This is a genomic window from Streptomyces turgidiscabies Car8 (assembly GCF_000331005.1).
In the GTDB taxonomy this organism is placed as follows: domain Bacteria; phylum Actinomycetota; class Actinomycetes; order Streptomycetales; family Streptomycetaceae; genus Streptomyces; species Streptomyces turgidiscabies.
Genome location: NZ_AEJB01000534.1, coordinates 1 through 18842, shown reverse-complemented (window position 1 = coordinate 18842; position 18842 = coordinate 1). Strand labels below are relative to the sequence as shown.

The window sequence follows — 18842 nt, the reverse complement described above, 5'->3', positions numbered from 1 at the left end:
TACAGCCCCACCACCGGACCCCTCAGCCGCATCCTGGAAAACCTGGGCCTCGTCGACGACCCGGTGTCCTTCCTCGGCACCCCGACCTCCGCCCTCCTCTCGACGGTGTTCCTCATCGTCTGGAAGTTCGCCGGGTTCTACATGCTGATCCTTCTCGTGGGTCTCCAGCGCATCCCCCACGAGGTGTTCGAGGCGGCCCGGATGGACGGCGCGAGCCGGGGCCAGATCTTCCGCTCCATCACACTGCCGCTGCTGCGCCCGTCCCTCGCGCTGACGCTGCTCCTCTGCGTGACCGGATCACTGCTCGCCTTCGACCAGTTCTTCGTCCTCACCAAGGGAGGACCCGACAACAGCACGGTCACCGTCGTCCAGTTGATCTACCGCGAGGCCTTCCAGCGGATGAACCTCGGCACGGCGGCCCGGGCCCTTTCCCGTGTTCCGTACGGGAGTTGACTCAGACGGCTCCGACGACTCAGACCTTGGTAGCCGCGAAGTCGGCCGCCGCGCCGGCGTTCGCCGTGTAGCCGAGGTGGGCCAGCACGTCGCCCCCGCCGTTCTCACAGATGGGGTCGCCCTTGGCGCAGAAGTCGATGGTGCGGCTCTGGTAGGTGCCGGTGACGCTCTTGCCGAGGGCCCGGATCGGATTGCCGAACAGCAGTACCGCGGCGACCCTTCCTTCCAGCGCGGCGGGAACGGTGGCCACGATCGGGCTACCGACCACCGCGCCGGCGCTGCTGATTCCGATGGAGTTGTCCACGACGTTCGCGCCCTGCGAATAGCCGACGAGCACGAAACGCTGGTTCGGGCACGACGTCGCCTGGCTCCTGACGTGGTTCACCAGATCCGAGTTGCCCTGCGCGGCCGAGGTGAGGGAAAGGTCCGCGGGGTAGTTCACCTTGTAGCTGGAAAGGCTTTTGCCCGTCAGTTTCCGTTGGAGGGCGGAATACACCGGGTCGCCGACGATCGCGCCGAGCGTGCCCGGCTCGAACGTGCCGCGAGCTGCGACGACGTCGATGTCGCTGCAGGCGGCGGCGGTGGCGGCGGGTGCCGAGAGGGTGGTCAGTCCGGCCCCGCCGACGAGTGTGAGCGCGGCGAGACAGAGGCGGATACGCATGGGGGGATCCTTTGCGGGTGGGGCGCTGTCAAGCGCCTATGGGAAAGGACGTCCCGAACGTATTCGTGTTGCCGCACCGAGTGTTATGGACGGGAATTCAGGAATTCCTCGCCTTTTTGTGCCGAGGTGAGTGCCAGGATCAGATCCAGGCGTTTCACCGGGTCGTGCAGGGCGTCACCGAAGAGCTTCTCCAGCTGACGCAGGCGATAACGGACGGTCTGCGGGTGGACGTGGAGGCGGGCGGCGACATCGGGCACGTTGCTCCCGCTGAGCAGCCACGCGAGCAGTGTCTCCGCGAGCCTGCCCCGAGGCTGCTCGGAGACCCCGTCGAGGGGAGCGAGGGCGCGTGACCGGAGCAGATCGAGCATGGGCTCGTCGCTGTGCAGCAGCAGGGTCGACAGATGGTCGGCGCAGCGCACCACCCCCTGCCGGGGGAGTATCCCGCGTCCCATCAGCCCGAGGGCCCGGGTGGCCCAGCGCAGCGACCTGGCAGCATCGGTGAGGGGGACCGTCGGCCCGATCGCCGCCGGCCGCCCCCGCAGGGCGAGCGTGAACGCCCGGCCACCGAAGCCGCCCGAGCCGTCCGGGTCGGGCACCAGCATCCGCGGCGGCCGGGACTCCATGTCCACCAGGGCCCCGGCGGCGGCCAGCGGACGCTCCTCCCGCTGGTCCGGCGAGGCCGCGAGGACGACGACCGCGACGTACGGCGGTACGGACCACCGGGCGCCGTGCGCCAGGTCCCGAACGGCCTCCGGCAGCACCGGCTGCTCACCCAGCAGCAGGGCGAGCAGCCGCCCCCGGCGCCGTTCCAGCTCGTCCGCGCTGCGCAGCTGCCCCTCCGCGTACCCCGCCGCCGCTGCCTCGGCGACCTCGTGCACGGTCCGGAACGCCAGCTCGCCCAGCCCGGCCATGACCGAGGAGTCCAGCCCGAGTTCCTCCGTCTCGCGGCCCAGCAGCCGCCAGGCGTGCAGCCCCCCGACCCGCAGCGCGGACTGCAGCGTTTCGAGGCTGTGGCCCTCCAGCGCCTCGCCGCGCCCCAGCTCGTGGTAGATCGCGGTGATCGAGTCTCCCCGGGCACGCGGATCGGCGATGTGGTCGACGAACAGGGTGAGCGCCTGTACGACCCCGGATCTGAGGAGTGCGCGGCTCGCTCCGTCGGCCGACCGGACGGCGTACTCCGGGACCTGTCTGCGTACCTCCTCCTCCACCTCGTCGGCGACCGTGTCGAGTTGGTCGCGCAGCAGTCTGGCCAGTTCGGGCGGTACGGCAGCGGCTCCGGGGCCGTCCGGTACACCGTGCGGGGCGGGGGTCGCCACGGAGGGCTCTCCTTTCACCCGGAAGAGGCTCACCCTCGGGTTGGTGCCCGTGGGGCGAGGAACAAGTCCTGGGTTGGACGCGTGTCCTCTGCGCTCCGTTCCGTGCCCCGACGGTACCGGCCTCACTCGGGCAACCCCAGGCCCCTGGCGAGCATCGGCCACGACGCGCTGAACTCCCCTTTCCAGTAGGCCCAGCTGTGTCCTCCTCCCGTGTAGTAGTGAGTGGTGACCGGGACGCGGATCAGGGCGAGTGTGTCGGTGAAGGCGTGCGCGGAGAGCCACAGCGCGCTCTCCAGGGCCTCGGGCAGCCAGTCACCGGTGCCGCCGACGACCCCGCTGCCGCTGGAGACGTACAGCGGGGTGCCGCGCAGCCCCTCGGCGCGGGAGCGCGGGTTGAAGTCGCGCCAGGTGAGGAGGTTCAGGAGGGGGCTGCCCCACAGGGAACGGGGTTCCAGGTTCTCGCGGGCCACGATGGCGTCCACCAGCGGGGGCACACCGGGTGCCATGGTGTCGAGGATGCCGCTGTACGAGGCCGCCGCCGCGAACATGCCCGGATGGCGTGCCGCGTGCGACATGGCGCCGTAGCCGCCGGTGGAGACCCCGGCGACGGCCCGGACACCGGAGGCCCGGTACTGGCGGGCGAGCAGCGCGGGGACCTCCGTGAGCTGGAAGGCCTCGTAGTCGGGGCCGCCCCGCCAGGCGGTGGGAATGCCGGTGGGACCCGCGTCCGGCATCGCCACGATCACGTCCTTGCCCTCGGTGAAGGCCTCGATGTCCGTTTCGCGGGTCCAGGACGTGTAGTCGTCGTGGGCGCCGTGCAACAGATACAGCACGGGGTAGGTCCGCCCGGTCTGCGTGCCGAAGCTCGACGGCAGGATCAGCCGGACCGGTGCGCTGCGGCCCAGGGCGGGGGACGACACGGTGACGTCCAGGGTGCGGGCGGAGAGCCGGGTCGCGGCTCGGGCGGTGGCGGCTCCGGTGCCGAACAGCGCGGTCAGACCGACGGCCGTGGCGGCCTTGGTGACAGCGCGTCGGGACACTCGGGTGGTGGGACGGTCCATGGGCTTGCTCCTCGTCGTCCGGTTCAGCGGCTCTGTTCGTCGAGTGCGCGCCGCAATTGGGCGGCGATCTCGTCCACGTACGGCGGGTCGAGCAGCGACAGATGGTGCCCCGCGACCGGTACGACCGTCAGGCGGGGGCACACCTCGTCCCAGCCGAGCGACTCGTCGTCCCGTTCGTACGCCGGGTCGCGCACGGTGTGTGGAGCGGGCTCGGTGGCCCGGTACAGGACCACCCGCCCGTCGTAGGTTCCGGGCCGGTGGGCCTCGCCGATCCTCAAGTCCAGGTAGGAGGAACGCTGGTGCTCCAGGGCGGCGGGCGGTATGTCGGCGACCTCGCGCAGGGCCCGCAGTACGGAGTCGATGCGTTCACCGTCGTCGGCCATCGCGAGCAACTCGGCGAACGGAAGCTCCAGTTGGGTCCCGTACGCGTCGGCGACGTGACCGGCGAAGCCCTCGAAGTGGGCGCGGATCCGGTCGGCCGGGGTGTCGCCGGGCCGGGGGAGGGGCCGTACGGAGTCGATGAGCGCCACGAGCCCCACGTCCCGCCCGGCGGCGACGAGTTGCCGTGCCGTCTCCTGGGCGACGAAGCCTCCGAAGGACCAACCGCCCAGCAGACAGGGCCCGGTGGGGTGCGCGGCGCTGACAACTTCGGCGTAGCGGCGCGCTTTCTCGGTCACCGTACGGGCGTCCGAGAGCCGTTCCAGTCCGTACACCGGCCGTTCCTCGCCGAGCCGTTCCACCAGCGCCCGGTAGACGTCGGTCGTGCCGCCGGCGGCGTGGACGAGGAAGAGCGGGGGCCGGGAGCCGGTGGCGCGCAGGGTACGCAGGGGGCCAACCGACTCGCCTGCGGGGAGCGCCTGTTGGAGGCGGTCGGCCAGCGACTGGACGGAGGTGGCGCCGAGCAGCTCGCGCAGGGGCAGTTCGATCCCGAACTCGGCTTCCAGCGCGCTGCGGATACGGACGGCCATCAGGGAGTCCAGGCCGAGATCGGCCAGCGGGGTGGAAGGCGTGAGGCGGGTCGTCGGGTGGCCGGTGACGGCGGCGATGTGATGACGCAGCCTGCCCGAGACGGACGTGTCGGGAACGCGGGTCTCTTCGGTCACCGTGCCAGTCGTGGGCGATGTTGTCGCCGTGGGCGTCGCGCGCCCGTCCGTCCACCAGTGCCGGACGTGCCGCCAGCGCGGCGCGGGCAGGTCGATGACCTGGCCCGGAGGTGACGACAGGCGCCCGCCCGCGCAGTACAGGGCGCCGACCTGGGCCAGAAACCCGGCACTGCTGTCGGCGTCGCGGCGCAGCGTGCCGATGGCGAGGGCGCCGGGCGCGGTGTCGAGGACGGCCCGGGTCAGGACGGGGTGCGGCGAGATCTCGACGAAGGCGGTGTGACCGTCGGCTGCGGCAGCCGCGACGGCCCGGTCCAGACGCACGGGCCGGCGCAGGTTCGCGGCCCAGTGAGCCGCGTCGAAGAGGGAGTCGTCGCGCGGGTCGTCCAGGACGGTGGAGTAGACGGGGACCCGGGGCCGGCCGCCCCGGACGTCGGCCAGCGAGTCCAGCAACTCCGGCAACAGTGGGTCGACTTGGGGTGAGTGTCCGGCGCCTACGACCCGCAGGGCGCGAGCGGTCCGCCCCTGCTGCTCCAGCCGCCGCACGAGCCGGGTCACCGCCGGCTCCTCCCCGGCGACTATCTTCTGTCCCGGCGAGGAGTGCACAGCGACACAGACACCGGGGAAGTCCCTTGCCAGTGCGTCGAGTTCGCTGTCGTCGAGGTCGACGACAGCCATGGCGCCACCCCGCAGACCGCTGAGCAGCCGGGCCCGTACGGCGACCACTCGGGCGGCTTCCGACACATCCAGGGCGCCCGCGCACACCGCGGCGGCCACCTCGCCCACGGAATGGCCGATGACGGAGGCGGGTTCGACACCGTACGAGCGCCACAGTTCTGCCAGGGCCAACTGGACCCCGAACAGCACGGGTTGGGCGACCTCCAGCCGGTCGAGGCCGCCGCCGTCCGCCAGGTGCTCGTACAGGGACAGCCCGCACTCCGGGGCGATCTGCGCGTCGAGCTTCTCCACGGCGGCGGCGAAGGCGGGTTCCTCGGCCAGCAGCCGTCGCCCCATGCCGACCCACTGGCTGCCGTACCCGGAGAACACCCACACCGGCCCGCGCCCGACGAGATCCCGCTCGCCCGTCACGACCCGCGCGTGCGAGTCTCCCTGCCCCAACGCCCTCAGCCCGTCGGCCAGTTCGCCACCGTCACGGGCCACCACAGCGGCGCGCACAGTACCCCGCCCGGTGCGTCCGGCGAGCGTACGCGCCACGTCGGCGGGGTGGGCGGCGCCGCCCCCCGGCGTACGGAGCCAGTCGGCGAGCCGGGTAGCGGTGTCCCGCAGCCGGGCGGAGTCGACGTCGGAGAGGAGGTGGAGGCGGGCGACCGGTTCCTCCTCCTGGGGCGGGGGGAGGACATCGGGCCGCCATTCCTCCAGCACCGCATGGGCGTTGGTGCCGCCGAACCCGAACCCGGACACCCCGGCGGTGGCCGTACCGCCGTAGCGCGGCCACGGCTCGCACTCGGTGACCACCCGCAGCCGTTCGTCGGCCAGAGCGCTGCCCTCCGCGCAGTGCAGGGACGGCGGAACGGTGTCGTGGTGCAGCGCGAGGACCGTCTTCACCAGCCCGGCGATACCCGCCGCCGACTCCAGATGGGCGAGGTTGCCCTTGACGGAGCCGAGCAGCAGCGGCTGGTCGGGGTCGCGGCCCGCCCCGAGGACGGCACTGAGCGCGCCCGCCTCGATCGGGTCGCCGAGCGGGGTGCCGGTGCCGTGCGCCTCGACGTGGTCGATGTACGCCGGATCGAGCCCGGCGCGGGCGTAGGCAGTGGCCAACAGGGCTTTCTGGGCAGCTGGGTTGGGCGCCAGGAGGCCGTTGGAGCGGCCGTCGGAGTTGACGGTCGTGGCGCGGATGACGGCGAGGACGCGGTCGCCGTCCCGCTCGGCGTCGGACAGCCGCTTCAGCAGCACGGCCGCGCAGCCCTCGCCGCGCCCGATGCCGTCGGCCGCCGCCGCGAACGGCTTGCACCGCCCGTCCGGCGCGAGGGCCCCGGCCCGCCGGAACGCCACGCTGACGGTCGGCGAGAGCAGCAGGTTGACCCCGGCGGCGATCGCCGTGTCGCTCTCACCCGTGCGCAGGCTGACACAGGCCTGGTGCACGGCGACCAGCGAGGACGAGCAGGCGGTGTCGACGGCCATGCTCGGCCCCCGCGTGTCCAGCACATAGGCCAGCCGCCCGGCGGTCACGCTGGGCGCCGCACCGGCGGGCGCCCACGGGTCGACGGCCGCCGGGTCGGCGCCGGTGAGTGACCCGTACTCGGCGGCGGAGACACCGACGAAAACCCCGGTGGCGCTGCCGGCGAGGGATGCGGCGGGGACGGCGGCATGGTCGAGGGCTTCGTGCACGACCTCCAGAAGGATCCGCTGCTGCGGGTCCATCACCGCGGCCTCGCGGGGGGTGACGCGGAAGAAGTCCGCGTCGAACCCGGCGATGTCGTCGAGGTAACCGCCGTACAGGGGTGCCTCGTCGGGCGGGAACGGCGTGAAGTCGCGCCAGCGGTCCTCGGGAACCCGGCGGACCGCGTCGACGCCGTCGGTCAGCAGCCGCCAGTAGTCACCCGGCCCGTGCACACCCCCGGGCAGCCGGCAGCCGACCCCGATGACCGCTACGGGTTCGTCGGCCGAGGCCGGGGGAGGGGCCGGTCTGTCCACCGCGTCGGCCCCGTCCCCCGTGCCTGACTCCGTGCGGCACAGATACGCCACCAGGGCGTCACCGGTGGGCGCCTCCCACAGCAGCGTCGCCGACAGCTCACGACCGGTCGCCCGCGAGAGATCCCCGGCCAGGACGACCGCGTCCCGCGACGACATTCCGAGGTCCGCCAACGGCCGGTCCATGGGCACGTCCCCGGGAGCCGTACCGCTCCAGGCGGCCACCCGCTTGGCGACCAGCCGGCGTATCCGGCCCTCGTCGGCGCCCCTCATGCGGCCGACTCCGGCGTGTAGGCGCCCTCCAGATAGCGTCGCCGGGTCAGCGCCCGCGCCACCTTGCCGCTGGACGTACGGGGCACGGTGCCCGGCGGTACGAGGACGACGTCGGCGAGCCGCAGCCCGTGCCGGGCCGAGACGGCCGAGCGCACGGCACGCACCAGCCCCGGTACGTCGATCTCCGCGAGGCCGACGCTCCGTACGTGCTCGGCCACGACGACGACCCGCTCGCCCACGTCACCCGGCACCCCGAACGCGGCGAGCCGGTCGCGCCGCACGGCCGGGTCCGCGTCCTGGACCGAGGCCTCCACGTCCTGCGGGTAGTGGTTGCGGCCGTCGACGACGATGAGGTCCTTCAGTCGCCCGGTGACGATCAACTGCCCGTCCAGGAACGTCCCCAGGTCGCCGGTGCGCAACCAGTGACCGGAACCGGCGGTGTCGTCGGCGAACGTGGCACCGAACACCCGCCGGGTCTGCTCGTCCCGACTTCGGTAGCCCCGCCCCACGTTGGGGCCCTGCACCCAGATCTCGCCGACCTCTCCCTCGGACAACCGGACACGTGACACGGGGTCGGCGATACGGACCAGCTGGCCCGCCGGAGTCCCGCAGCCGGCCAGCGTCACGGCGGTGAGGTCGTCGGCCCGCGCGGGCAGGGCCTTCCCGGTGGTGAGGGCTTCACGGTCGAGCGCGAACCGGCTGAGCGGCTCCCCTGGCCGGGCGGCGCTGACAAAGACGGTGGCCTCGGCGAGCCCGTACGACGGACAGTGGGTGTCGGGCGCCAGTCCCTGGGCGGCGAAGGCGGCGTGGAAGTGGTCGGCGGTGCCGGGGCGGACCGGCTCGCTGCCGTTGAGCAGCGCGGCGACACCGTCCAGCCGCAGCTCCCTCTTCTGGGCCTCGGTGACGGTCGAAGCGCAGTAGTCGTAGGCGAAGTTGGGGGCCGCGCTCAGTGCGCGCGGATGCGCGGCGAGCAGCCGCAGCCAGCGCACCGGCTCGTGCAGGAACGCGGCCGGATCCATGAGCACCGACAGCAGCCCCCGCTCGACGGGAGCGGCGACACTCAGGACGAGCCCCATGTCGTGGTAGAGCGGCAGCCAGCCCACACAGGTCACCGGCCGCTCGTCCACGCCGTAAGCGGCCAGCGCCTGACGGGCGTTGGCGACGACATTGCCGTGACTGATCTCCACGCCGGCCGGGGATCGGGTCGAGCCGGACGTGTACTGGAGGTAGGCGATGGCATCGTCGTCCGGTGCGACCGGCACGAACTCCCCTGCGTCGTCGCTCACTTGGTCGACGGCGACGATCCGGTCCGGCAGACGGGCACAGAAGTTCCGTACCTCCTCGAGGAGGTGACTGGTCGTCAGGACAATTCCCGGCGACGCGTCGTTCAGCACGGCCGAGAGCCGGTCGCCGTGCCCGGAGAGGCCGGGCGGATACAGGGGTACGGCGACCAGTCCGGCCGTGAGTGCCGCCAGGAAGGCGGTGACGTACTCCGTACCCTGCGGGCAGAGCACCGCGACCCGGGTTCCGGGCTCGGCTTCTTCGGCGAGCCGGGAGGCCAACGCCCGTACCCGTAGGTCCAGTCGGCGCCAGGTCAGGGTGCGGTGGACGCCGCGTGACTGCGGGGCCGGATGGTCGACGAAGGTGAACGCCCGGCGGTCGGGGGTGGTTTCGGCCCAGTGCCGCACGTACTCCGGCAGACTCCGGGGGGTGGCGGAGGGGGCGAGCGGGGGGCGGCGGCTGTCCATCGGGCATGGCTCCTCACATCGCGGGAACGGCGGGAAACGCGGGAACGGCGGGGACGGCGGGATTCGCTCGGCTCGGCTGCCTCGGTCGGCGCAGGGCTGAAGGGACGCCGGGCTCCGGCGCTCAGAGGGGGATGTTGCCGTGCCTGCGCGTCGGCATCGGGGCGCGCTTGCCGCGCAGTGCGCGCAGGGCACGGACGATGTGGTCGCGGGTGTCGCGCGGCGCGATGACGGCGTCGACGTACCCGCGTTCGGCTGCCGGATAGGGCGTCCCGTGTGTGCTCTCGTAAGCGGCGACGAGGCTGGCCCGCAGCGCGTCCGGGTCGGCGGCGGCGGCCAGTTCACGCCGGTGCAGGACGCCCACCGCGCCCTCGGCGCCCATGACGGCGATACGGGCGCTCGGCCAGGCGAGGTTGATGTCGGCGCCCAGATGCTTGGAGCCCATCACGGCGTACCCGCCGCCGTACGCCTTGCGCACCACCACGGTGACCTTCGGGACGGTCGCCTCGGCGTACGCGTACAGCAGTTTGGCACCACGGCGGATGATCCCGGCCTGCTCCTGACGGACGCCGGACAGATAACCGGGGACATCGGTGAAGGTCAGCAGCGGGAGGCCGAACGCGTCGCAGAACCGCACGAACCGCGCCGCCTTCTCGGAGGCGTCGATGTCGAGCACCCCGGCACTGTGGAGCGGCTGGTTGGCGACGACACCCACGGAGGTGCCCTCGACGAGGGCCAGCGCGCAGATGATGTTCGGCGCGAACAGCTCCTGGATCTCCAGTAGTTCACCGCCGTCGACGACCGCGCGCAGAATGTCCCGCATGTCGTAGACCTGCCCGAGCCGGTCCGGGACGACCTCGTCGAGACAGATGTCGGAGGGCGCCGCCACGGGCGCGTACTGCGGGGGCCGCTCCAGGTTGTTGGCGGGCAGGTACGACAGCAGGTCCCGTACGGTGTCGAGGGCCTCCACCTCGTCGGCGGCGAGGAAGTGGGCGTTGCCGTTGACGGAGTTGCTGGTGCGGGCGCCGCCCAGGTCCTCGGCGCTGGTGCGTTCCCCGGTGACCGCCTCGATGACGTCGGGCCCGGTGACGAACATGTGCGAGGCGCCGTCCACCATCACGGTGAAGTCGGTGATGGCGGGCGAGTACGCGGCCCCGCCGGCGCACGGCCCGAGCACGACCGAGAGCTGGGGGATCACCCCGGACGCCTGGACGTTGCGGCGCACCAGTTCGGCGTAGAGGGCGAGCGAGCTGACGCCCTCCTGTATGCGGGCGCCGCCGCCGTCGTTGAGCCCGATCACCGGGCAGCCGGTCCGCATCGCGAGGTCCATCAGGGCGATCGTCTTCTCCCCGAAGGCCTCGCCCATGCTGCCGCCGAAGACCGTGGAATCCTGGGCGAACACGCAGACGGCACGTCCGTCGACCGTGCCGTGTCCGGTGATCACCCCGTCTCCGTACGGGCGGGGGGCGCCGTCCCCGGTGGGGCGTGCCCGGACGAACATTCCGGTCTCCGTGAACGATCCCTCGTCGAGCAGCAGGTCGATCCGCTCGCGGGCGCCGAACTCCCCGCGCCTTCTCGGCCCGCCCTCCGTGAGCGCCCGTGACCGGCGGCTCCCCAGAACGGTGATGCGGTCGGCCGTGCGGTCGGGCAGGTGTGTGTCCCAGGATGTTGTCGCCTCTAGCGTCACAGCCACCTCCGAATTGGCTTTCGAATATGGCAGCGACGAGAGAGGGGACCGGGTCAATCACCGTTCTGTGTGCGCGAGGTGAGTCCCAGGGGACCGGGCTTCGTCCGTGCGTGACAAGGGCCGGTGTGAGACGGGCCGCATCCGAAGATCCAGAGATTCGAAAGTCCGGGGGATCCGGTGTCAGGCGGGCTGCGGGACGGTCCTCCTGTCTCCCCAGCGCCGAGTGCGGTAGGCGCCGGCAAGGCGGCACAGCGCGTAGATGGAGAACGAGATCGTGGTGACGTACGGGCTGATGGGGATGGAGCTGCCCAGGGCGAGCAGGATGCCGCCCTCGACGGAGAGCACGGCGAAGACCACGCTGAGCAGCGGCAGCAGCACCGGGGACGCCGTGACACGCGCGGCGGCCGCGGCGGGTGTGACGACGAGGGTCAGGACCAGCAGCGCGCCGACGACCTGGACCGACAGGGCGACCGTGAGACCGAGCACGAGCATGAAGGCGAAGGACAGTCCGCGCACCGGCACACCACGGGCGGCGGCGACGTCCGGGTCGGCACTGGCGAAGGTCAGCGGGCGCCAGATGACGACCAGGGCGACCAGGACCAGGGCGGAGGTGCCCAGGAGCCAGGTCATCTGCGGGGTGTCGACGGCCACGATCTGCCCGGTGAGCAGGCCGAACTTGTTGGCCGCCCGGCCCTTGTACAGAGCGAGGAAGAGCACGCCGAGCCCGAGACCGAACGGCATGAGGATGCCGATCGCCGAGTTGCGGTCACGTGCCCGCGCCCCCAGCACTCCGATCGCGCCGGCCGCGAGAAGCGAACCGACGATCGAGCCCCCCACGATGTTCACGCCCAGCAGCAGGGCCGCCGACGCGCCCGCGAAGGACAACTCGCTGATGCCGTGCACCGCGAAGGGCAGGTCCCGCATGATGACGAAGACCCCGGCGAGGCCCCCGACGAGGCCGAGCGCGGCGCCCGCGATGAGGGAGTTGCGGACCAGCGCCAGGAGTTCGCCGTAGTTATCGAAGCTGAAGATCTGGTGCCAGACCCCCTCGGCGAGCGTCATGGGTGCACTTCCTCGGTCTGACGGACCGGCCCGTGGGTGGTCTCATGGGCGTGATGCGGGGGAGTGGCCGGCCCGTCCGGGGCGCCGACGACCACGACCCGCCCCTGCACACGGATGACGTCGACCCGTGTGCCGTACAGCTCCGACAGCGACTCGGAGGTCAGCACCTCGTCCGGTGTGCCTATCCGGTGCCTGCCCGGCGCCAGGTACAGGACGCGGTCGACCAGGCCGAGCACGGGGTTGATCTCGTGGGTCACGAAGACCACGGACGTGCCGTGGGACCGGCGGCGGGCGTCCACGAGTTCGGTGACGGCCCGCTGGTGGTTCAGGTCGAGGGAGAGCAGCGGCTCGTCGCAGAGCAGGATGCGCGGATCGGTGGCCAGGGCCTGCCCGATACGGACGCGCTGCCGTTCCCCGCCGGACAGCATGCCGAGGGGGACGTCGGCGTACGCCGTGGCCCCGACCGAGGCGAGGATCTCGTCGACCCGGCGACGGACGGCGCCCGTCCGCAGCCGGGGGCCGAAACGGTGCCCGTCGATGCCGAAGCGCACGAGATCGCGCGCCCGCAGCATCGCCTGCGCGGACACCTCCGCCTGCTGGGGGACGTACCCGAGATGGCGGCCGGCCTCGCGCGGAGACCCTCCGAGGACGGTCAGGGTTCCGGCGGAGAGGGGCTGCCGGCCCAGCAGGGCCCGTACGAAACTGGTCTTGCCCGAGCCGTTCGGCCCGAGCACGGCGAGGAACTCCCCGGGCCGTACGTCCAGGTCGAGGCCCTGCCACACCACCCGTGCGCCGTACGACAGTTCGGCGCCGCGCAGACTGACCACGGCACCGGAGCCGCTGCCCCCGGCGGGCCCCTCACCCTGACGGGGTGGGGGCACGGTGGCCGGGGCGGGCTGCCTCACTTGGCGAGCGCGCTCGCGAGCGCGTCGACGTTGGCGGTCATCCAGCCGAGGTAGTCCTTGCCGGCGGGCAGGGTCTCGGTCACGGGTACGACGGGGATGCCGGCCGCCTCGGCCGCGGCCTTGGACTTCTCGGTCTGCGGGCCGGAGGTCTGCTCGTTGTAGACCAGCGCCTGGACCTGCTTGTCGCTGAACACCGCCAGCGTGGCCTGAAGGACGCGGGGAGAGACGTCGTCACCCTCCTCGATGGCCTCGCTGAACGCCGCGGGCGTCTTGTTCACCAGCCCGCTCGCGGTCGTCAGGTAGAGCGGCACGGGCTCGGTGATGGCGACGCCCTCGCCGGCGTGCTCCTTCTTGATCTGGGCTTCCTTCGCCTCCAGCGCCGTGAGCCTGGCCTTGAACGCCTCGGCGTTCTTGGTGAAGAGGGCGGCGTCGTCGGAGTCGGCCTTGCCCAGCGCCGTGGCGACACGGTCGACGATCTTCGCGACGGTCGGGAAGTCGTACCAGACGTGCTCGTTGAGCTCGCCGCCCTTCGGGGCGGTCTTCCCGGAGACCTCGACGGCGTTGATGACCTCGGCGGAGGAGCCGCCGCTCTTCAGCATCCGGTCGACGAAGTCGTCGTAGCCGCCGCCGTTCTCGACGACGACCTTCGCCTTGGAGAGGGCCAGCTGGTTCTGGGTGTTGGCCTCGTAGGAGTGCGGGTCCTGGTCGGGGTCGCTGATGATCGAGGTGACGTCGACCTTCGCGCCGCCTATCTGTTCGACGATGTCGCCGTAGACGTCGGTCGAGGCGACCACGACGATCTTGGACGAAGCGGCCGGTTCCTGTGCACCGCCTCCGTCACCGCCGGAGTCCGACGAGCTGCCGCACCCCGTCAGGAGGGCCAGCGAGGCGCCGGTGATCAGGGCGAGGCGCCGGGACGGGGACGGGGACATGGATCCTCCACGACAGGTGGTGAGCAAGGGTGTGCTCGCCACAGTAGATGGAAATGAATGTCAAAAGCATGGCCGAATCCGATCGATATGGAAACCATTACCAATACTTGACGCGCGGTGCTCACAGCTTGCGGAAGTCCCAGGAGACGGTCTTCGAGGGGGTGAGGCGGATCCACGCATGCCGGCCGTCGTGCGGCATTTCCTCCATGCCGAAGTTCTTGCGGGCGAACAGCGGTTCCAGTGCGGCGAGTTCGGGACACGGCTCTCCGGAACGGGGTATCTCGCCCACGAACTCCACGGTGCCTGACAGTTCGGCCCCGCGCAGTTCCCCGTACCCCTCGCCGGAGTCGACGACGACCGCGACGCGCGGATCGCGACGAAGGTCGGCCCAGCGCTTGCTGCGCACGATCGAGTACAGCCACAGCGAGGTGCCGTCCCAGGCGAACCAGAGGGCACTGACATGCGGGGCGCCGTCACCCGACAGGGTGGCTACCCGGCACATGCGCTGAGTGGTGAGGAACTCGTCCAGCTCTTCCGGCGCCATCATGATCTTCCGGCTCCTGCGCTGAGGTGCGGCCATGCGGGCCTCTCTTCTCTCACGATGGCGTCAGGGCGTCCTGCCACGAGGCCGCCAGGGTGGGGCATTTCCGGTGAGCCCGCAATGGTCGAGAGACCCCCACGTGGCAGGTGGGCGTGGTCCGGCACCGACGCCGTATGGGTCCCGTCAACGCCGGGGGCGTCGCCGTAAGGAAGCCGTCAACGGACGACCCGATCCGGCCGGAGAGGCGCTTTCCTCGAATCGTCCCTGTTCACCCGAACCTCACTCCAGGAGTTCGCGATGGCCGACCTGGCCTTCGTCATCGCCACCGTCGCGGGTTTCGCGCTGGTCGCCCTCGTCGCCAAGGGGGTGACGAAGCTGTGACCGCCGAGACCACCGTCGGCCTCGTCGTGGCCGTCGCCCTGCTGGGCTATCTCGTCCTCGCCCTGATCTTCCCGGAGAGGTTCTGAGCCACACCATGGGTCCCGTACTCGCCGGCGTGCTCCAGCTGATCGCCCTCATAGCGGCGCTGGCGCTCGCCTACCTCCCCCTCGGCACCTACATGGCCCGGGTCTACACCTCCGACAAGCACCTGCGCGCCGAGAAGTGGATCTACAAGAGCATCGGTGCCGATCCCGACACCCAGATGACCTGGCCCGCCTATCTGCGCGGGATCCTCGCCTTCTCCGCGGTCGGCGTCCTCTTCCTCTACCTGCTCCAGCGGCTCCAGGGCGTCCTGCCCGGCTCGCTCGGCTTCGACTCGGTCGACCCGGCGCAGTCGTTCAACACGGCCGTGTCCTTCGTGACGAACACCAACTGGCAGTCGTACTACGGCGAACAGACCCTGGGCCATGTCGTGCAGACCGCTGGGCTGGCGGTCCAGAACTTCGTGTCCGCGGCCGTCGGTATCGCGGTGGCGGTGGCCCTGGTCCGCGGATTCGCACGATCACGCACCGGCGAGCTGGGCAACTTCTGGGCCGACCTGGTGCGCGGTGTCGTACGCGTCCTGCTGCCGCTGTCCGTCGTCGCCGCGATCGTGCTGGTGGCGTGCGGGACCATCCAGAACTTCTCCGGGATCCACGAGGTCGGTCAGTTCACGGGAGGCTCCCAGCAGTGGAACGGGGGTGCCGTCGCCTCGCAGGAGGCCATCAAGGAGATCGGCACCAACGGCGGCGGCTACTTCAACGCCAACTCCGCGCACCCCTTCGAGAACCCGACGCCCTTCACCAACCTGTTCGAGATCTTCCTGCTGCTGGTGATCCCGTTCGCACTGACCCGTACGTTCGGTGTGCTGGTCGGTTCGGTGCGGCAGGGCTACGCGATCCTCGCCACCATGTTCACCATCTGGCTGGGCTTCGTCGCCCTGATGATGTGGACCGAGTTCGCGCACCACGGCCCGGCGCTCCAGGCGGCCGGCGGTGCGCTGGAGGGCAAGGAGGTCCGCTTCGGCGTCGGATCGTCGTCGATCTTCGCGGTGTCGACCACGCTCACCTCGACCGGCGCGGTGGACTCCTTCCACTCCTCGTTCACCGGCCTCGGCGGCGGCATCACGATGCTGGGCATGATGCTGGGCGAGATCGCACCCGGCGGCACCGGCTCCGGCCTCTACGGCATGCTGATCATGGCGGTCATCGCGGTGTTCATCGCGGGGCTCATGGTCGGCCGTACGCCCGAGTACCTCGGCAAGAAGATCGGCACCCGCGAGATCAAGCTCGCGGCCTGCTACATCCTGGTCACACCCGCCCTGGTCCTCGTCCTCACCGCAGCGTCCATGGCGCTGTCTACCCCGCCGGACTCCATGCTGAACTCCGGTGCCCACGCTTTCTCCGAGGTGCTGTACGCCTTCACCTCCGCCGCGAACAACAACGGCTCGGCCTTCGGCGGTCTGAACGCCGACACCGACTGGTTCAACACCATGACCGGCCTGGCGATGCTGCTCGGCCGATTCCTGCCGATGGTGTTCGTGCTGGCGCTGGCCGGCTCGCTCGCCGAGCAGCAGCCCGTGCCCGTCACCGCGGGCACCCTGCGCACCGAGAAACCGCTGTTCACCGGCCTCCTGGTGGGCGCCATCCTCATCATCACCGGTCTCACCTACTTCCCGGCACTCGCGCTCGGGCCGCTCGCCGAGGGGCTGGCGTCATGACCATCCGTACCCGAAAGCCAGAGGACACGATGTCCACAGCCACTCCCACCCGGGCGCCCCACCAGGACGTTCCCACTGGGAACAAGGAGGCCCGGGTCGGCGCCGGTCTCTTCGACGCCGGGCAACTGGTCAGGTCGCTGCCGGACGCCTGCCGCAAGCTCGACCCGCGGGTGATGGTCAAGTCGCCCGTGATGTTCGTGGTGCTGGTCGGGTCCGTGCTGACGACGGTCTTCTCCTTCAAGTCCCCCGGGGACTGGTTCGGCTGGACCATCAGCGCCTGGCTCTGGCTGACCGTGATCTTCGCCAACCTCGCGGAGGCGGTCGCCGAGGGCCGCGGCAAGGCACAGGCCGACACCCTGCGCCGGGCCAAGACCGACACCGTCGCCCGCCGGCTCACCGGTGACTCCGAAGAGCGCGTCCCCGGTACCGAGTTGAAGATCGGCGACCTGGTCGTCTGTGAGGCCGGGGACATCATCCCCGGCGACGGTGACGTGGCCGAGGGTGTCGCCTCCGTCGACGAGTCGGCGATCACTGGGGAGTCGGCGCCGGTCATCAGGGAGTCGGGCGGCGACCGGAGCGCCGTCACCGGCGGTACGAAGGTGCTGTCCGACCGGATCGTCATCAGGATCACGACGAAGCCCGGCGAGACCTTCATCGACCGCATGATCAACCTCGTCGAGGGCGCCGCCCGGCAGAAGACACCGAACGAGATCGCGCTGAACATCCTGCTGGCGTCCCTCACCATCGTCTTCCTCCTCGCGGTGGCCACGCTCCCGCCGTTCGCCGACTACGCGGGCACCCACCTGACGATGGTCGTGCTGGTGGCGCTGCTGGTCTGCCTGATCCCGACCACCATCGGCGCGCTCCTCTCCGCGATCGGCATCGCCGGTATGGACCGGCTGGTGCAGCGCAACGTACTGGCCATGTCCGGCAGGGCGGTCGAGGCCGCCGGTGACGTCTCGACCCTGCTGCTCGACAAGACGGGCACCATCACGCTCGGCAACCGTCAGGCGTCGGAGTTCGTGCCGGTGAGCGGCACCACCGAGGCGGAGGTCGCGGACGCCGCCCAGCTCTCCTCGCTGGCGGACGAGACGCCCGAAGGCCGCTCCATCGTGGTGCTGGCGAAGGAGACGTACGGGCTTCGGGAACGTCACCAGGGGGAGCTGGCCGGTGCCGAGTGGATCGCCTTCACCGCCCAGACCCGGATGTCGGGCGTGGACGTCGACGGGCGCAAGATCCGTAAGGGCGCCGCCGGTTCGGTCGTTACCTGGGTGCGTGAGCAGGGCGGGGAAGTCGCCCAGGACTCCCAGGAGGTGACCGACCGGATCTCCGCGGCCGGTGGCACCCCCTTGCTGGTGGCCGTCGAAGACGCGGACGGGGCACGGGTGTTGGGCGTCATCCATCTGAAGGACGTCGTCAAGGAGGGCATGCGGGAGCGGTTCGGGGAGCTGCGCCGTATGGGCATCAGGACGGTCATGATCACGGGCGACAACCCGCTGACGGCCAGGGCGATCGCCGAGGAGGCGGGCGTCGACGACTTCCTCGCGGAGGCCACTCCCGAGGACAAGATGGCCCTCATCAAACGGGAGCAGGCGGGCGGCAAGCTGGTCGCCATGACCGGCGACGGCACCAACGACGCGCCGGCGCTGGCCCAGGCCGACGTGGGCGTGGCCATGAACACGGGCACGTCGGCGGCGAAGGAGGCCGGCAACATGGTCGACCTCGACTCGAACCCGACGAAACTGATCGAGATCGTCGAGATCGGCAAACAACTCCTCATCACCCGGGGCGCGTTGACGACGTTCTCCATCGCCAACGACGTCGCGAAGTACTTCGCGATCATCCCGGCACTGTTCGCGGCCGTCTATCCGGGCCTGGACAGGCTCAACATCATGCACCTGTCCTCACCGGACTCCGCGATCCTCTCGGCGGTCGTCTTCAACGCGCTGATCATCATCGCGCTGGTCCCGCTGGCGCTGAAGGGCGTGCGGTACCGGCCGATGAGCGCGGACCGGATGCTGCGCCGCAACCTCACGGTCTACGGCATCGGCGGGCTCGTCGCACCCTTCATCGGCATCAAGGTCATCGACCTGCTCATCTCACTCCTCCCCGGGCTGTAACTCCTCGAAAGCGTGCTGATCGGCATGAACAACTCCGTCACGAACACAGCCCGGTTGCTGGGCGCCGGCCTGCGAGCCCTCCTCGTACTGACCCTGGTGACCGGCGTCGTCTACCCGCTGGTCGTCACCGGCATCGCGCAGGGGCTGTTCCCCGGCCGGGCGAACGGCTCGGACACCAAGGCGGACGGCCGAGT

At 71.0% G+C, this 18842-nt stretch carries 15 protein-coding genes; 5 read left to right on the top strand and 10 right to left on the bottom strand.

What is annotated here, in order from left to right; all coding sequences use genetic code 11:
* On the top strand, nt 1-453 hold a 453-nt coding region (locus STRTUCAR8_RS39060), incomplete at its 5' end, for a carbohydrate ABC transporter permease (protein ID WP_006381872.1).
* 19 nt (nt 454-472) lie between these two features.
* On the opposite strand, the gene STRTUCAR8_RS39055 is transcribed toward STRTUCAR8_RS39060, so the two are convergent.
* The 10 genes from STRTUCAR8_RS39055 to STRTUCAR8_RS39010 all read right to left on the bottom strand — a co-directional run bounded on the left by STRTUCAR8_RS39055 (nt 473) and on the right by STRTUCAR8_RS39010 (nt 14427).
* Nucleotides 473-1114, bottom strand: a complete 642-nt coding sequence (locus STRTUCAR8_RS39055) for a cutinase family protein (protein ID WP_006381868.1) — start codon at nt 1112-1114, stop codon at nt 473-475.
* An 83-nt stretch (nt 1115-1197) separates the two neighbouring features.
* Nucleotides 1198-2430, bottom strand: a complete 1233-nt coding sequence (locus STRTUCAR8_RS39050) for a PucR family transcriptional regulator (RefSeq protein ID WP_006381875.1) — start codon at nt 2428-2430, stop codon at nt 1198-1200.
* A 122-nt stretch (nt 2431-2552) separates the two neighbouring features.
* Entirely contained in the window at nt 2553-3491 is a 939-nt protein-coding gene (locus STRTUCAR8_RS39045) for an alpha/beta hydrolase (protein WP_006381880.1), read from the bottom strand.
* Nucleotides 3492-3514: 23 nt separating this feature from the next.
* Complete coding sequence (locus tag STRTUCAR8_RS39040; RefSeq protein ID WP_006381869.1) at nt 3515-7516, bottom strand: type I polyketide synthase; 4002 nt, start codon at nt 7514-7516, stop codon at nt 3515-3517.
* On the bottom strand, nt 7513-9264 hold the full coding sequence (locus tag STRTUCAR8_RS39035) for a fatty acyl-AMP ligase (RefSeq protein ID WP_006381876.1): 1752 nt from the start codon (nt 9262-9264) through the stop codon (nt 7513-7515). The genes STRTUCAR8_RS39040 and STRTUCAR8_RS39035 overlap by 4 nt, the downstream gene beginning before the upstream one ends.
* A gap of 121 nt (nt 9265-9385) precedes the next feature.
* A complete protein-coding gene (locus tag STRTUCAR8_RS39030) occupies nt 9386-10948 on the bottom strand; it encodes an acyl-CoA carboxylase subunit beta (protein ID WP_006381882.1) in 1563 nt (520 codons plus the stop codon).
* A 180-nt stretch (nt 10949-11128) separates the two neighbouring features.
* A complete protein-coding gene (locus STRTUCAR8_RS39025) occupies nt 11129-12010 on the bottom strand; it encodes a metal ABC transporter permease (RefSeq protein WP_006381873.1) in 882 nt (293 codons plus the stop codon).
* On the bottom strand, nt 12007-12837 hold the full coding sequence (locus STRTUCAR8_RS39020) for a metal ABC transporter ATP-binding protein (protein WP_006381870.1): 831 nt from the start codon (nt 12835-12837) through the stop codon (nt 12007-12009). The genes STRTUCAR8_RS39025 and STRTUCAR8_RS39020 overlap by 4 nt, the downstream gene beginning before the upstream one ends.
* A 74-nt stretch (nt 12838-12911) precedes the next feature.
* A complete protein-coding gene (locus STRTUCAR8_RS39015; protein ID WP_006381881.1) occupies nt 12912-13847 on the bottom strand; it encodes a metal ABC transporter solute-binding protein, Zn/Mn family in 936 nt (311 codons plus the stop codon).
* A gap of 121 nt (nt 13848-13968) precedes the next feature.
* Nucleotides 13969-14427, bottom strand: coding sequence for a pyridoxamine 5'-phosphate oxidase family protein (locus STRTUCAR8_RS39010; protein ID WP_044473644.1), 459 nt, complete (start codon nt 14425-14427; stop codon nt 13969-13971).
* Between the two features lie 338 nt (nt 14428-14765).
* Between STRTUCAR8_RS39010 and kdpF the strand changes: the two genes are divergently transcribed.
* The 4 genes from kdpF to STRTUCAR8_RS38985 all read left to right on the top strand — a co-directional run.
* Entirely contained in the window at nt 14766-14855 is a 90-nt protein-coding gene (kdpF, locus tag STRTUCAR8_RS49045; protein ID WP_044473643.1) for a K(+)-transporting ATPase subunit F, read from the top strand.
* Nucleotides 14856-14863: 8 nt separating this feature from the next.
* Nucleotides 14864-16528: a potassium-transporting ATPase subunit KdpA gene (kdpA, locus tag STRTUCAR8_RS38995; protein ID WP_006381879.1), complete on the top strand. Its 1665-nt coding sequence runs from the start codon at nt 14864-14866 to the stop codon at nt 16526-16528.
* Between the two features lie 29 nt (nt 16529-16557).
* The gene (gene kdpB / locus STRTUCAR8_RS38990; RefSeq protein WP_006381878.1) at nt 16558-18648 is read left to right on the top strand and encodes a potassium-transporting ATPase subunit KdpB; all 2091 of its coding nucleotides are present in this window, start codon (nt 16558-16560) and stop codon (nt 18646-18648) included.
* Nucleotides 18649-18672: 24 nt separating this feature from the next.
* Nucleotides 18673-18842: potassium-transporting ATPase subunit C (locus STRTUCAR8_RS38985; protein WP_158697490.1), on the top strand; the 170-nt coding region annotated here is incomplete at its 3' end.

Coding starts and splice junctions, on each gene's coding strand:
- kdpB (WP_006381878.1), top strand. CDS start 16,558: ATGTCCACAGCCACTCCCACCCGGGCGCCCCACCAGGACGTTCCCACT.
- STRTUCAR8_RS39010 (WP_044473644.1), bottom strand. CDS start 14,427: ATGGCCGCACCTCAGCGCAGGAGCCGGAAGATCATGATGGCGCCGGAA.
- kdpA (WP_006381879.1), top strand. CDS start 14,864: ATGGGTCCCGTACTCGCCGGCGTGCTCCAGCTGATCGCCCTCATAGCG.
- STRTUCAR8_RS39025 (WP_006381873.1), bottom strand. CDS start 12,010: ATGACGCTCGCCGAGGGGGTCTGGCACCAGATCTTCAGCTTCGATAAC.
- STRTUCAR8_RS39045 (WP_006381880.1), bottom strand. CDS start 3,491: ATGGACCGTCCCACCACCCGAGTGTCCCGACGCGCTGTCACCAAGGCC.
- STRTUCAR8_RS39040 (WP_006381869.1), bottom strand. CDS start 7,516: ATGAGGGGCGCCGACGAGGGCCGGATACGCCGGCTGGTCGCCAAGCGG.
- STRTUCAR8_RS39055 (WP_006381868.1), bottom strand. CDS start 1,114: ATGCGTATCCGCCTCTGTCTCGCCGCGCTCACACTCGTCGGCGGGGCC.
- STRTUCAR8_RS39035 (WP_006381876.1), bottom strand. CDS start 9,264: ATGGACAGCCGCCGCCCCCCGCTCGCCCCCTCCGCCACCCCCCGGAGT.
- STRTUCAR8_RS39015 (WP_006381881.1), bottom strand. CDS start 13,847: ATGTCCCCGTCCCCGTCCCGGCGCCTCGCCCTGATCACCGGCGCCTCG.